Source organism: Streptomyces sp. NPDC005494 (assembly GCF_042872025.1).
In the GTDB taxonomy this organism is placed as follows: Bacteria; Actinomycetota; Actinomycetes; order Streptomycetales; family Streptomycetaceae; genus Streptomyces.
The window spans coordinates 317,207-330,852 of sequence record NZ_JBIAJR010000001.1 but is presented as its reverse complement, the minus strand read 5'-3'; the positions used below and the strand labels follow the sequence as shown (position 1 = coordinate 330,852).

General features: G+C 71.4%; 10 protein-coding genes. 6 read left to right on the top strand and 4 right to left on the bottom strand.

Going from position 1 to position 13,646, the window contains the following annotated elements; all coding sequences use genetic code 11:
- Window positions 1-332: 332 nt before the first annotated feature.
- Window positions 333-3,482 carry an isoleucine--tRNA ligase gene (gene ileS, locus ACFYQ6_RS01505; RefSeq protein WP_388759706.1) on the bottom strand — a complete coding sequence of 1,050 codons (3,150 nt, stop codon included), beginning with the start codon at window positions 3,480-3,482 and terminating at the stop codon, window positions 333-335.
- Window positions 3,483-4,043: 561 nt separating this feature from the next.
- On the opposite strand from ileS, the gene ACFYQ6_RS01500 reads away from it, so the two are divergent.
- From ACFYQ6_RS01500 to ACFYQ6_RS01480, 5 genes are all read left to right on the top strand, one after another.
- On the top strand, window positions 4,044-4,808 hold the full coding sequence (locus tag ACFYQ6_RS01500) for a TraR/DksA family transcriptional regulator (protein ID WP_388759702.1): 765 nt from the start codon (window positions 4,044-4,046) through the stop codon (window positions 4,806-4,808).
- 156 nt (window positions 4,809-4,964) lie between these two features.
- Window positions 4,965-5,579 (top strand): signal peptidase II, encoded by a 615-nt coding sequence (gene lspA / locus ACFYQ6_RS01495; protein WP_361570242.1) that lies wholly within the window; start codon window positions 4,965-4,967, stop codon window positions 5,577-5,579.
- Between the two features lie 23 nt (window positions 5,580-5,602).
- The gene (locus ACFYQ6_RS01490) at window positions 5,603-6,544 is read left to right on the top strand and encodes an RluA family pseudouridine synthase (protein ID WP_361570240.1); all 942 of its coding nucleotides are present in this window, start codon (window positions 5,603-5,605) and stop codon (window positions 6,542-6,544) included.
- Window positions 6,541-7,017, top strand: a complete 477-nt coding sequence (locus tag ACFYQ6_RS01485; protein WP_361570237.1) for a GNAT family N-acetyltransferase — start codon at window positions 6,541-6,543, stop codon at window positions 7,015-7,017. Before ACFYQ6_RS01490 ends, ACFYQ6_RS01485 begins: the two co-directional genes overlap by 4 nt.
- A 111-nt stretch (window positions 7,018-7,128) precedes the next feature.
- Entirely contained in the window at window positions 7,129-8,715 is a 1,587-nt protein-coding gene (locus ACFYQ6_RS01480; protein WP_361570234.1) for a Na+/H+ antiporter, read from the top strand.
- Window positions 8,716-8,735: 20 nt separating this feature from the next.
- Here the strand turns inward: ACFYQ6_RS01480 and ACFYQ6_RS01475 are convergent, their stop codons facing one another.
- Window positions 8,736-9,875: a mechanosensitive ion channel domain-containing protein gene (locus ACFYQ6_RS01475; protein WP_361570231.1), complete on the bottom strand. Its 1,140-nt coding sequence runs from the start codon at window positions 9,873-9,875 to the stop codon at window positions 8,736-8,738.
- Between the two features lie 37 nt (window positions 9,876-9,912).
- Between ACFYQ6_RS01475 and ACFYQ6_RS01470 the strand changes: the two genes are divergently transcribed.
- Window positions 9,913-10,491, top strand: coding sequence for a dienelactone hydrolase family protein (locus ACFYQ6_RS01470; protein ID WP_361570228.1), 579 nt, complete (start codon window positions 9,913-9,915; stop codon window positions 10,489-10,491).
- A gap of 55 nt (window positions 10,492-10,546) precedes the next feature.
- On the opposite strand, the gene ACFYQ6_RS01465 is transcribed toward ACFYQ6_RS01470, so the two are convergent.
- Both ACFYQ6_RS01465 and ACFYQ6_RS01460 read right to left on the bottom strand, forming a co-directional pair.
- Complete coding sequence (locus tag ACFYQ6_RS01465; RefSeq protein ID WP_361570225.1) at window positions 10,547-11,524, bottom strand: zinc metalloprotease; 978 nt, start codon at window positions 11,522-11,524, stop codon at window positions 10,547-10,549.
- A gap of 285 nt (window positions 11,525-11,809) precedes the next feature.
- Window positions 11,810-13,477 carry an alkaline phosphatase D family protein gene (locus ACFYQ6_RS01460; RefSeq protein WP_388759695.1) on the bottom strand — a complete coding sequence of 556 codons (1,668 nt, stop codon included), beginning with the start codon at window positions 13,475-13,477 and terminating at the stop codon, window positions 11,810-11,812.
- Window positions 13,478-13,646: the final 169 nt, after the last annotated feature.

Here is a 13,646-nt window from a genome sequence, read left to right as displayed (position 1 = left end):
GCGCGTAGCCGTCGGCAGGCTGAGGGCCGGGCCCCGGGGTTTTCCCCGGGGCCCGGCCCTTTGGCGTGGGCGCAGCCGGGGCGGGCGGGGTGCCTGCGGCGGTGCTCTTCTCCTCTCCTCTCCTCCCCTCCCCTCTTCCCTCTCCCCGCCCCCGCCCCCGGACCATGGTTCTGCCCGGACGGGCCGGATCGGGCGGTGGGCCCCGGGGGCGGGCGCACGCCTGTCGCGGGGGGCTGCCTCGGAGGGCCGGCCGGAATGGAGGCGGGCCGGAACGACGAAGGGGCCCGGCCGGGACGAGGTGTCCGGCCGGGCCCCTTCGGGCGTGCTCCCGCTTACCGCTCCGTCTTGCGGAGGCGGAACGTGAGGGCCAGACCCTCATCCTCGAACGGCGTGCCGTACGTGTCGTCCGCCTCACCCTGCGCGTAGTCCAGCGCCAGGACCTCGTCCGCGATCAGCGACGCGTGGGCGGTCAGGGCCTCGGCCGTCTCGGGGGACGCCGAAGTCCAGCGGACCGCGATCCGGTCCGCCACGTCCAGGCCGCTGTTCTTGCGGGCCTCCTGGATCAGCCGGATCGCGTCGCGGGCCAGTCCCGCCGCCCGGAGCTCCGGGGTGATCTCCAGGTCCAGGGCGACCGTCGCGCCGGAGTCGGACGCCACCGACCAGCCTTCGCGGGGGGTCTCCGTGATGATGACCTCGTCCGGGGCGAGGGTGACCCGCTCCCCGTCCACCTCGACCGAGGCGGTGCCCTCACGCAGCGCCAGGGACAGCGCGGCGGCGTCGGCGTTCGCGACGGCCTTGGCCACCGCCTGGACGCCCTTGCCGAAGCGCTTGCCCAGCGCGCGGAAGTTCGCCTTGGCCGTGGTGTCCACGAGTGATCCGCCGACCTCGGAGAGCGAGGCGAGGGAGGAGACGTTCAGTTCCTCCGTGATCTGCGCGCGCAGCTCCGGGCCGAGCGACTCGAAGCCGGAGGCCGCCACCAGGGCCCGCGAGAGGGGCTGGCGGGTCTTGACCCCCGACTCGGCACGCGTCGCGCGTCCGAGCTCGACCAGGCGCCGTACGAGAGCCATCTGCGAGGACAGGGCCGGGTCGATGGACGCAGGGTCCGCCGTCGGCCACGACGACAGGTGCACCGACTCAGGGGCGTCGGGGCTCACCGGGACGATCAGGTCCTGCCAGACCCGCTCGGTGATGAACGGGGTCAGCGGGGCCATCAGGCGCGTGACCGTCTCCACGACCTCGTGCAGGGTGCGCAGCGCGGCCTTGTCGCCCTGCCAGAAGCGGCGGCGCGAGCGGCGCACGTACCAGTTGGAGAGGTCGTCGACGAACGCGGAGAGCAGCTTGCCGGCGCGCTGGGTGTCGTAGCTCTCCAGCGCCGTCGTGACCTCGTTCACCAGAGTGCCCAGTTCGCCCAGGAGCCAGCGGTCGAGGACTGTACGGTCCGCGGGAGCCGGATCGGCCGCGGAGGGCGCCCAGTTCGACGTACGGGCGTACAGGGCCTGGAAGGCCACCGTGTTCCAGTAGGTGAGGAGCGTCTTGCGGACGACCTCCTGGATCGTGCCGTGGCCCACGCGGCGTGCCGCCCACGGGGAACCGCCCGCCGCCATGAACCAGCGGACGGCGTCGGCACCGTGCTGGTCCATCAGCGGGATCGGCTGGAGGATGTTGCCCAGGTGCTTGGACATCTTCCTGCCGTCCTCGGCGAGGATGTGACCGAGGCACACCACGTTCTCGTAGCTCGACTTGTCGAAGACGAGCGTGCCGACGGCCATCAGCGTGTAGAACCAGCCGCGTGTCTGGTCGATGGCCTCCGAGATGAACTGCGCCGGGTAGCGGCTCTCGAAGATCTCCTTGTTCTTGTACGGGTAGCCCCACTGCGCGAACGGCATCGAGCCCGAGTCGTACCAGGCGTCGATGACCTCCGGGACGCGGTACGCCTCCAGCTGGCAGTTCTCGTGCGAGCAGGTGAACGTGATCTCGTCGATGAACGGGCGGTGCGGGTCCAGGTCCGACTGGTCGCGGCCGGTGAGCTCGGAGAGCTCGGCGCGGGAGCCGACACAGGTCAGGTGGTCGTCCTCGCAGCGCCAGATCGGCAGCGGGGTGCCCCAGTAGCGGTTGCGGGACAGTGCCCAGTCGACGTTGTTGTTCAGCCAGTCGCCGAAGCGGCCGTTCTTCACGGACTCCGGGAACCAGTTGGTCTTCTCGTTCTCCTGGAGCAGCCGCTCCTTGACCGCCGTGGTGCGGATGTACCAGGACGGCTGCGCGTAGTACAGCAGGGCCGTGTGGCAGCGCCAGCAGTGCGGGTAGCTGTGCTCGTACGGGACGTGGCGGAAGAGCTTGCCCCGCGCCGCCAGGTCCTCGGTGAGCGCCTCGTCGGCCTTCTTGAAGAAGACGCCGCCGACCAGCGGGAGGTCCTCCTCGAAGGTGCCGTCCGGGCGGACCGGGTTCACCACGGGGAGGCCGTACGCCTTGCAGACCAGGAGGTCGTCGGCGCCGAACGCGGGGGACTGGTGGACCAGACCCGTGCCGTCCTCCGTCGTGACGTACTCGGCGTTGACGACGAAGTGCGCCTCGCTCGGGAACTCGACCAGCTGGAAGGGGCGTTCGTACGTCCAGCGCTCCATCTCGCGGCCGGTGAAGGTCTCGCCGGTGAGCTCCCAGCCCTCGCCGAGCGCCTTCTCGGCCAGCGGCTGCGCGACGACCAGCTTCTCCGAGCCGTCCGTCGCGACGACGTAGGTCACGTCGGGGTGCGCGGCGACGGCGGTGTTGGAGACCAGGGTCCACGGGGTCGTCGTCCAGACGAGCAGCGCGGCCTCGCCGGCCAGCGGCCCGCTCGTCAGCGGGAAGCGCACGAAGACCGAGGGGTCGACGACCGTCTCGTACCCCTGGGCGAGCTCGTGGTCCGACAGGCCGGTGCCGCAGCGGGGGCACCAGGGGGCGACGCGGTGGTCCTGGACCAGCAGGTCCTTGTTGAAGATCTCCTTCAGCGACCACCACACGGAGTCGACGTACTCCGGGTCCATCGTGCGGTAGGCGTCGTCCAGGTCGACCCAGTACCCCATGCGGGTCGTGAGCTCGGTGAACGCGTCGGTGTGGCGGGTGACGGACTCGCGGCACTTCGCGTTGAACTCCGCGATGCCGTAGGCCTCGATGTCCTTCTTGCCGTTGAAGCCCAGCTCCTTCTCCACCGCGAGCTCGACCGGCAGGCCGTGGCAGTCCCAGCCGGCCTTCCGGCCGACGTGGTAGCCCTGCATGGTCCGGAAGCGCGGGAAGACGTCCTTGAAGACGCGGGCCTCGATGTGGTGGGCACCGGGCATGCCGTTGGCGGTCGGCGGGCCCTCGTAGAAGACCCACTCGGGACGGCCCTCGGACTGTTCGAGGCTCTTGGCGAAGACCTTGCTGTCGCGCCAGAAGTCGAGCACGGCGTGCTCGAGGGCGGGCAGGTCGACCTGGGCGGGTACCTGGCGGTACTGCGGCGATGTCATGTGCGGGCTTCCTCCGGCGGACGTCTTCCACTTCCGTCGGAGGGACGAGAGCCGGATCAGCTCCCGCGGTACCACCCTCCTTGGCCCCGGGCGTGCGCCCGTGGCCCCCTCATTGGGGTCGCGATGCCGGGTCTAGTGGCCTTGTCCCCGTGGAGCCCACGGTGCAAGGCGTTCTTCCGGCGGCTCCGGGGTGATCTTCACGGCGCGCTCGCCCCCGGGCTTCCACCGTCCCCGGGTCGCTGCGGGCTGCGTACGACGCTACTCGTCCCATCCATGCCTCTCGCTGCGGCCAGTGTACGGGCCCGTACGGGCGACGGCCGACCGGTTTGTTCGCGGGGCGGGGCTTGACCCGAATGGCCAGTCGGGACGGACGGAGTCCCGGAGAGCAGGCCGAGGCGGATTACCGGGCGGGGAGCTGGGCACAACGGTTGCAGGCGCGCCGCTGCCCTGCCGCGGGGAGGGGCGAACCGGCGGCGTGCCCCGTTGCCGCGAGGCTGGGGTCGATTTATCGTCCCAGCACGATTCGCGTGCAAGATCACAATATGTGAAGGGGCCGCGGCCATGGTGGCGAAGAAGACCGCCGCATCGAGAACGGCGTCCGAAGCATCCACGGCTGCGGCTGCCGGGGAGAAGGCCCACGAAGCGGCCGAAGAGCCCAGCCCGGAGACGGCCCGGGAGAAACCGGCGAAGAAGGCGGCGAAGAAAGCGGCGAAGAAGACCGCGGCCAGGAAGAGCACGGCGAAGAAGAGCACGGCCGGAACCGACGCAGCCGAGAAGGCTTCGAAGAAGGCCACGGGGGCGGCTGAGGCCGCCGAGCAGACAGGAGCCCACACGGTGGTAGCCAAGAAGAGCGCGGCCCGGTCCACGGCTGGCGGAGAGGGAACCGCGACCGCGGTGCCCCCCGCCCGGGTCGCCGCGGCGACCGCGCCGGGAGACCTCGCCGTCAGGCCCGGGGAGGACCCCTGGACCGCGGAGGAGGTCGAGGAGGCGCGGACCGAGCTGACCGGCGAGGTCACACGGCTGCGGGCCGAGCTGGAGGCCTCCGGAGAGGCCCTGGCGGGCCTGATGCGCGACTCCGGCGACGGCGCGGGCCACGACGACGCGGACACCGGTACGAAGAACATCACCCGCGAGCACGAGCTGTCCCTCGCGGCCCACGCCCAGGAGACCCTGGACCAGACCGAGCGCGCGCTCGCCCGGCTCGACGCGGGGACGTACGGGCTCTGCGAGGTCTGCGGCAAGCCGATCGGCAAGGCCAGGATGCAGGCGTTCCCGAGGGCCACGCTCTGCGTGGAGGACAAGCAGAAGCAGGAGCGCCGGGGGTAGGGCTTCCCGTCCGCGTCGCGCCGGGGCACCGGGACCCCGGCGCGACCGCCTCCCGCCCGTGCGGGCCCGTGCCCGCGGACCGGGGCCGGAGGCCCCCGATCGCCCGGGTGTGTCGTACCCTCGTCCTCAGTCAGGCACCTAGGTTGAGGGACTCACGTGGCAGAGGCGGAGCGCATCATCGGTACGCCGGATATCCCCGATGCCGAGGGGGCTGACGGAGCGGAGCCCCAGCAGCCCGCCGGAGGCTCGTCCCCCGTCGACGGCGACGGCACGGCCGGCGGCCGGGGCGGGAAGAAGGTCCTGGTCCTCCTCGTGGTGGCCGTCCTGGCCTATCTGCTGGACCTGGGCAGCAAGATGCTCGTGGTCGCGAAGCTGGAGCACGAGGAGCCGATCGAGATCATCGGCGACTGGCTGAAGTTCGACGCGATCCGCAACGCGGGTGCCGCCTTCGGGATCGGCGAGGCGTTCACGGTGATCTTCACGGCCATCGCGGCCGTCGTGATCGTCGTCATCATCCGGCTGGCCCGCAAGCTCTACAGCCTGCCCTGGGCCATCGCGCTCGGACTGCTGCTCGGCGGGGCGCTCGGCAACCTCACCGACCGCATCTTCCGCGCGCCGGGCGTCTTCGAAGGCGCCGTGGTCGACTTCATCGCCCCCAAGCACTTCGCCGTCTTCAACCTCGCCGACTCCGCCATCGTGTGCGGCGGAATCCTCATCGTGATCCTCTCCTTCAGGGGCCTGGACCCCGACGGCACCGTGCACAAGGACTAGCGGGCGCAAGGCATACTCGACAGGTGAGTACGTATCCCGAGGTCCGCACCCTGCCCGTACCCGAAGGTCTGGAGGGCGAGCGCGTCGACGCCGCCATCTCCCGTATGTTCGGTTTCTCCCGCACCAAGGCCGCGGAGCTCGCGGCTGCCGGGAAGGTCCAGGTGGACGGTGCGATCGCCGGGAAGTCCGAGCGGGTGCACGGCGGTGCCTGGCTGGAAGTGGAGATGCCGCAGGCAGCCGCTCCCGTCCAGATCGTCGCCGAACCCGTCGAAGGCATGGAGATCGTCCACGACGACGACGACATCGTCGTCATCATGAAGCCGGTCGGTGTCGCCGCCCACCCCAGCCCCGGCTGGACCGGCACGACCGTCATCGGCGGCCTCGCCGCGGCCGGCTACCGCATCTCGACGTCCGGCGCCGCCGAGCGCCAGGGCATCGTGCACCGGCTGGACGTCGGCACCTCCGGCCTCATGGTCGTCGCCAAGTCCGAGCGGGCCTACACGCTGCTCAAGACCCAGTTCCGCGACCGGGTCGTCGAGAAGAAGTACCACGCGCTCGTGCAGGGCCACCCCGACCCGATGAGCGGCACCATCGACGCCCCCATCGGCCGTCACCCCCAGCACGACTACAAGTGGGCCGTCACCGCCGAGGGCAAGCCCTCCGTGACGCACTACGACCTCATCGAGGCCTACCGCGCGGCCAGCCTGCTCGACATCAAGCTGGAGACCGGGCGCACCCACCAGATCCGGGTGCACATGTCCGCCCACCGGCACCCGTGCGTCGGCGACCTGACCTACGGCGCCGACCCCACCATGGCCAAGCGGCTCGGCCTGACCCGGCAGTGGCTGCACGCGGTCCGGCTCGGCTTCGAGCACCCCTCCGACGGCAGCTGGGTGGAATTCGAGAGCGGCTACCCGGAGGACCTGAGCCGGGCCCTCGACACGATCGAGGCGGAGAGCCGGTGACCGCGGCGACGGCCCCGTACAGCACGCGCAGGGCCCTCGCCGAGACCGACCTCGCGGCCTGCTTCCAGGTCCGCAAGGACGTGTTCGTCGGCGAGCAGCAGGTGCCCGAGGAGATCGAGTACGACGCCCACGACGCGACGGCGGTGCACGTCCTCGCCGTGGCGGCGGACGGCTCCGCGCTCGGCACGGGACGGCTGCTGCACGGTGAGGACGCGGCGGGGAAGACCGGCGGGGACCACACCGTCGGGTCGCTCGGCCGGCTCGCGGTGACCCGCGCGGCCCGCGGCCTGGGTGTCGGGGCGGCACTGGTCCGCGCCATCGAGGACGAGGCCCGCGCGCTGGGCCTGGCCGCCGTGGACCTGCACGCCCAGACCCACGCGCTCGGCTTCTACGAGCGGCTCGGCTACACGGCGTACGGCCCCGAGTTCCCGGACGCCGGGATGCCGCACCGCGCCATGCGCCGCACGCTCTGACCACGGCCCGCACGGGGGTGCCACAGGTCCGCCGGTACCGCGTGGCACGCTGGGAGGCCTGACCGGCTGATCGACGGGCCGTCGAGCCCGGCCCGCTGCGGAAGGCACCACGTGGACCAGATGGCACTCCTGCTCCTGCTTCTCCTGGGAGCGGTGGTCACGGTGCCGCTGGGGGAGCGGCTGCGCCTCCCCGCACCGGTGCTGATGACGCTCGCCGGGGTCGCCATGGCCTTCGCGAGCTTCGTCCCGGACGTGGACATCCCGCCGGAGATCATCCTTCCCGCGCTGCTGCCCCCGCTGCTCTACGCCTCGGTGCAACGCACCTCCTGGCGGCAGTTCGCGGCCAACAAGCGGCCGATCTTCCTGCTGGCGGTCGCCCTCGTCTTCGTCACGACCGCGGCCGTCGCCACGGTCGCGAACGCGTTGGTGCCCGGTCTGCCCATCGCCGCCGCCGTGGCCCTCGGCGCGCTCGTCGCCCCGCCCGACCCGGTCGCGGCCACGGCGATCGCGGGCTCGGTCGGACTGCCACGCAGGCTCGTGTCGATCCTGGAGGGGGAGGGGCTGTTCAACGACGTCACGGCCATCGTGCTCTACCACGTGGCGATCGCCGCCGCCGTCAGCGGCACCTTCTCGCTCCCCCAGGCGTTCGGCCTCCTCGTCCTGTCCGCGGTCGTCGCGGTGGCCGTGGGCCTGGTGCTCGGCTGGCTGACCATCAAACTGATGGGGCTGCTGGGCGACGCCACCCTCCAGGTCGGCCTGACGCTTCTGGTGCCCTTCGTCAGCTACGTCCTCGCCGAGGAGCTGATGGGCTCCGGCGTGCTGGCCGTCCTCACCACCGCGCTCTTCCTCGCCGAGCACACGGCGGACGCCGACGACGTCCTGGGGCGGCTCACCGGCCGGTCGTTCTGGGAGATCGTCGACACCCTGGTGACCGGTGTCGCCTTCGGCCTCATCGGGCTGGAACTCCACAGCGTCTTCGGCACCGCCGACGGACACGCACTGCGTCTCGTCGGCTGGGGGCTGGCGATCGTCGCGGTCGTCGTCGGCGTACGGCTCCTGTGGCTGCTGCCGGCCACCTGGCTCGCCAAGCGGCTGCACACCCGCCGCGACTACAGCGAGGAGATCCCCACCACCTGGCGCGAGACCGTCGTCATGTGGTGGGCGGGGATGCGCGGGGTGGCCTCGGTGGCACTGGCCCTGGCGATCCCGCTGGAGACGGACGACGGGAAACCCTTCCCCGGACGGGACGAGATCATCTTCGTCGCGTTCGCCGTGATCATGGCCACGCTGGTGTTCCAGGGCCTGACCCTGCCGTGGCTCGTGCGGAAGCTCGGCGTCCGGGCGGACACGGAGGCGGAACAGGCCCTGGAACGGGAACTCGCGATCCGGGCGGCGAAGGCGGCCAAGCACCGGCTCAAGGAGATCGAGGGCGTCGAGGACCTGCCCGAGGAGGTCCTGGAGCGCCTCCAGCGCGCCGCCTACGACATCGGGGCGCGGATCAGCCCCGACATGGTGGACGACGAGCGGCGTGAGGCGTACGCCCGGCGCGCCGAGCGCTTCAAGGCGTTCGCCCGGGTCCAGCGTGAGCTGCTGTCGGCCGCCCGTCACGAGGTGCTGTCGGCGCGCAGCGAGCCAGGATCGGACCCGGAGGTCGTCGACCGGGTGCTGCGCTACCTCGACGTACGCAGTCTGCGCTGAGGCCGCGGGACCACGGCGGTTCAGCCGCGCCCGGTGCGGGGGGCCTTCTCCGGGGTCGGCACATGGCCGTTGACGGGGCGGCCGGTGTCCGCACCCGTCAGCTCCCGCCAGTGGTCGCCCGGCGGCAGAGCGGCGGGCGAGGTCACCACCCGGGGCAGCGCGTACGGATGGTTGTCCCGGAGCCAGCCGATCATCTGCTCGCGCACGGCGCAGCGCACCGTCCAGATGTCGTCCGCGTCCTTCGCGGTGACCACCGCCCGCACCTCGATGGTGGTGGGGGTGGTGTCGGTGACGGCCAGGGACCAGTCCCGGCCGTCCCAGGCGCCGCAGTCGCCGAGGATGTCCCGCAGCCGGTCGCGCATCGCCCTGATGGGCGCCGAGTGGTCGAGCTGGAAGAAGACCGTGCCCGTCATCTGGACCCCGCCGCGCGACCAGTTCTCGAACGGCCTGCTGGTGAAGTAGGACACCGGCATCGTGATCCGCCTCTCGTCCCAGGTCCGCACCGCGAGGAAGGTCAGGGTGATCTCCTCCACCGTGCCCCACTCCCCGTCCACGACGACGGTGTCCCCGATGCGCACCATGTCGCCGAAGGCGATCTGGAAGCCGGCGAAGAGGTTCCCGAGCGTCGACTGGGCGGCGACACCGGCCACGATGCCGAGCACACCGGCCGAGGCGAGCATCGAGGTGCCGACCGTGCGCATCGCGGGGAAGGTGAGCAGCATCGCGGCGGCGGCGACCGTCGCGACCACCGCGGTGACCACGCGCTGGATCAGGGTGACCTGGGTCCGGACCCGGCGCACGCGGGCGGGATCACGGGTGGAGGTCGCGTAGCGGGCGTACGAGGACTGCACGACGGTGGCGGCGGCGCGGATCACGAGCCAGGCCGACGCCGCGATGAGCACCAGGGTCAGGACCTGGCCGATCGCCGCCCGGTGGTCCCGCACCACTTCGAGCCGGAGCTGTCCGAAGCTGGCCCGCAGCAGCGCGGTGCAGAGCACGACCTGCAGGGGTGGCCGGCAGAGGCGGAGCAGACCCCAGACCGGGGTCTCGTGATGGCGGCTGTCGGCGCGCCGGAGCAGCTGGTCGACCAACCAGCCCACGGCCAGCGTGATCGCCAGTGATCCGCCCACGACCAGGAGCGGTCGCAGTGTGTTCTCCATTCCGTCGTCCTCCAAGCATCAAGGCACAGCTGGCACCATGGGCCTCATGAACATCATGCTTTTCCACTCGACCTTTGGTCTGCGGCCCGCTGTGCACGCGGCTGCCGACCGGCTGCGTGCGGCCGGGCACGAGGTGCGCGTGCCCGATCTCTTCGAGGGGCACACCTTTGACACCGTCGAGGAGGGAATGGCCTTCAAGGACCAGGTGGGCAAGGACGAGCTGCTCAGGCGCGCCGTGCTGGCCGCCGCGCCCTACTCCGACCAGGGCCTCGTCTACGCCGGGTTCTCCTTCGGGGCGTCGGTGGCGCAGACCCTCGCCCTCGGCGACGCGAAGGCGCGCGGGCTGCTGCTGCTCCACGGCACCTCGGACATCGCGGAGAACGCCACGGTGGACGAACTGCCCGTGCAACTGCACGTGGCCGACCCCGACCCGTTCGAGTCGCACGACTGGCTGAACAGCTGGTACCTCCAGATGCAGCGCACGGGCGCGGACGTCGAGGTCTACCGCTATCCCGGCGCCGGACACCTGTACACCGACGCGGACCTCCCCGACTTCGACCAGGACGCCGCCGACCTGACGTGGAAGGTCTCGCTCGGCTTCCTCGCCACGCTGTGACCACGGACGGGGGCCGCGCACACCGGTGCGCGGCCCCCGTGACGGTGCTGCCGGGTCAGCCTGCCCGGTAGGCGGTCCAGCTGTCGCTCATGCGCTGCACCTGGCCCGCGGTGAACTGGTACATGCACGCGTCGTACGTGTAGTCCATGAAGTTGTGGACGGGGTCCGCGCCGGCCTTGCTGGTGCAGGTGTCACGGCCGGTGGGGCACTCGTAGGCCGGGCTCTTCTCGGCCGGGGTGTCGCCGACGTAGTCGCCGTTGCCGTTACAGCCGCCCTGGAAGGTGTGGTAGAGCCCCATCCAGTGACCGACCTCGTGGGTGGCCGTGTCCCCCTCGTCGTAGTTGGTCGCCGCGCCGCCCGGCAGCGAGGTGTCGAGGACCACCACGCCGTCCATCGACGGGTTCGACCGGTAGGAGCTCGGGAAGGTGGCCCAGCCCAGGAGGCCGCCGCCGAGGTTGGCGGTGTAGACGTTGAGCGCGCCGGCACCGCCCTTGCGCAGCGCCGTCTTCATCGCCTTCTCGGCGCTCGAACCCGAGCTCAGGTTGTACCAGGCGGCGTTGTCCGTGTAGTCCGTGGCGGCGAGGGTGAAGCGGAAGCCGGAGTCGGTGTTCCCGGTGCCCTGACCTGCGTACGCGGCGTTGAGCACGGCGAGCTGGTTGTTGATCTGCGTCGCGGAGAGCTTGCCCGTCGTCCCGGAGTGGATCACGTGGAAGTAGACCGGGACGGTCGCTCCCGCGGCGAGCGCGGAGCCGGTCACTCTTCGGTCCGCCAGTCTCTCCTTCAGGTCCGCGTCCATGGCCTTGGCCTTGGCCGCGCTGACCTCGTTGGGCTCGGCGGCGTGGCCCGACCCGCCGGGGTGGGCCTCGCGCGCCGTCGCGCTCGTGGTGGTGGCGCACTCCTGTGAGGCCGGGGCGGCCGCCGCGGCGCTGCCGGGGGCGGCGGAGAGCGGAGCCAGGGCCAGGGTTCCGGCCAGCGCGGCGATGCTCAGGGCGGGGCGGCGCAAACGGTCTGATATGCGTACAAGAGCGCGCACGATGACTCCTCGCGGACATGTGGGGGAGGTGGTTCCTCACCCGCCGCCGGGAGGTTACGTGCCCATGTCACGTGTCGATGAGGGACGATCAGGCCCAATCAATGCTGGTGCGTATGAGGACAATGCCGAGAAAAACTTCGGTCGATCTCGGAGTTTGGAAAGAAAATGTCATGTGCAGTGCAATGTCGGCGGGCGATGTGTCCCGGTTCGGAAACGTGGACACACCGCCCTGCGTGACGGGCAGTCACCATGGGCCCGGAGCGGCGGATGGCCGGAACTGATCGGTCAGCGCACCGGTGCGCCGGCCCGTTCCGTCTTCTGCGTGCCGCTGAGTGTCCGGTACGAGCGGACCCAGGAGGACGTCGCGTCCCTGCTCGTCTTGTCGGACACCGTGTAGTAGTCCATCTGGGAGCGCTCGGCCGTCACGTCCAGGACTCCGTAGCCGTGCGAGTCCATGTCCACCCACTTCACGTGACGGTTGGCGGCCTTGACCGCCGCCGCGGCGACCACCGAGACGGTGCGGGGAGCGACGCGCAGGATGTCGTCCAGATTGTCCGAGGTCACCGACGTCACCACGAACTCGGTCGCCGCCGACGGGGACAACGGGTACGTCGCCGCCTTCACGGGGACGTCGTTGGCCCACGCCATGTGGATGTCGCCGGTCAGGAAGACGGTGTCGGTGATGCCCCGGTCCCGCAGATGGGAGATCAACTCCTTGCGGTCGTCGGTGTAGCCGTCCCACTGGTCGACGTTGACCGCCAAACCCTCCCCGGGGAGTCCCAGCAGCTCCGCGAGGGGCGCCAGCAGTTCGGCCGGGAGCGCGCCGAAGGCCACCGGCGAGATCATCACCGAGGTGCCCACCAGCTTCCAGCGGGCGTCCGACGCCGCCAGTCCGGCCTTCAGCCAGTCCAGCTGGGCCCGGCCCGTGATCGAGCGCGCAGGGTCGTCGACCGCTCCGTCGCCGACCGACGCCTGCTCGGAACGGAAGCTGCGGAGGTCGAGCAGGTGCAGCTCGGCCAGCCGTCCGAAGCTCAGGCGCCGGTAGACGGTGCCCTCCGTCGACGCCCGGACCGGCATCCACTCGAAGTACGCCTGCTTCGCGGCGGCCACCCGGGCGGCCCAGTCGCCCTCGGCGCCGGGCGTGTGGTTCTCGGCTCCGCCCGACCAGGCGTCGTTGGCGAACTCGTGGTCGTCCCAGATCGCGATCACCGGATGCGTGGCGTGCAGGGCCTGGAGGTCGGTGTCCGTCTTGTACGTGGCGTGCCGCAGGCGGTAGTCGGCGAGGGTGGTGATCTCGTGGAGCGGGGCATGGGGGCGTACGACGGTGTCCTGCGTCGGGTAACTGCCGGGCGCGTACTCGTAGATGTAGTCACCCAGGTGCAGCACGGCGTCCAGATCGGCGCGGGCCGCGAGATGGCGGTACGGGGAGAACCAGCCGGCCTCCCAGTTGGCACAGGACACCACGCCGAACCGGATTCCGGTGACGTCGGCCCCGGCGGCGGGCGCCGTGCGGGTGCGGCCGACGGGGGAGAGGACGCCCTGACCGCCCTCCGGCCCGCCGGGGGGTGCCGCCGCGAAGCGGAACCAGTACGTCGTGGCCGGGCGCAGTCCCCGGACGTCGACCTTCACGGTGTGGTCGGCCTCGGCCCGTGCGACGGCCGTGCCCCGGGCCGCGACCCGGGTGAAGGCCTTGTCCTCGGCCACCTCCCAGACCACCCCTGCCGGGGCGCCGGAGCCGGAGCCGGGAACGGCGTCCGGCGAAGGGGTGACGCGGGTCCACAGGAGGATGCCGTCGGGCAGCGGGTCGCCGGAGGCGACGCCGTGCAGGAAGGCCGGGCCGTCGGCGGCACGAGCGCTGGTGGCGGCGAGCACCGGGGCGGCGACCGCGGTGGCGGCGGCGGCCTTCACGACGGTGCGGCGGCTGGGTGCGGCGGAGAGGTGTCGTCTGGTCACGGCCGATCACCCTACTGGCGGGTAGGACGAACAGGCGGGCGAACAAGGGAAGTTCGCCCGCCTGATGGCCGGATGTCGCCAGGAGTTACGTCCGTCGTCGCCGCCCGGCCGTGAGTTCTCCTGCCGGACCGTGGCCGGCCCCGGAGCCCTCCTCGGCCGCCGCGGGTCA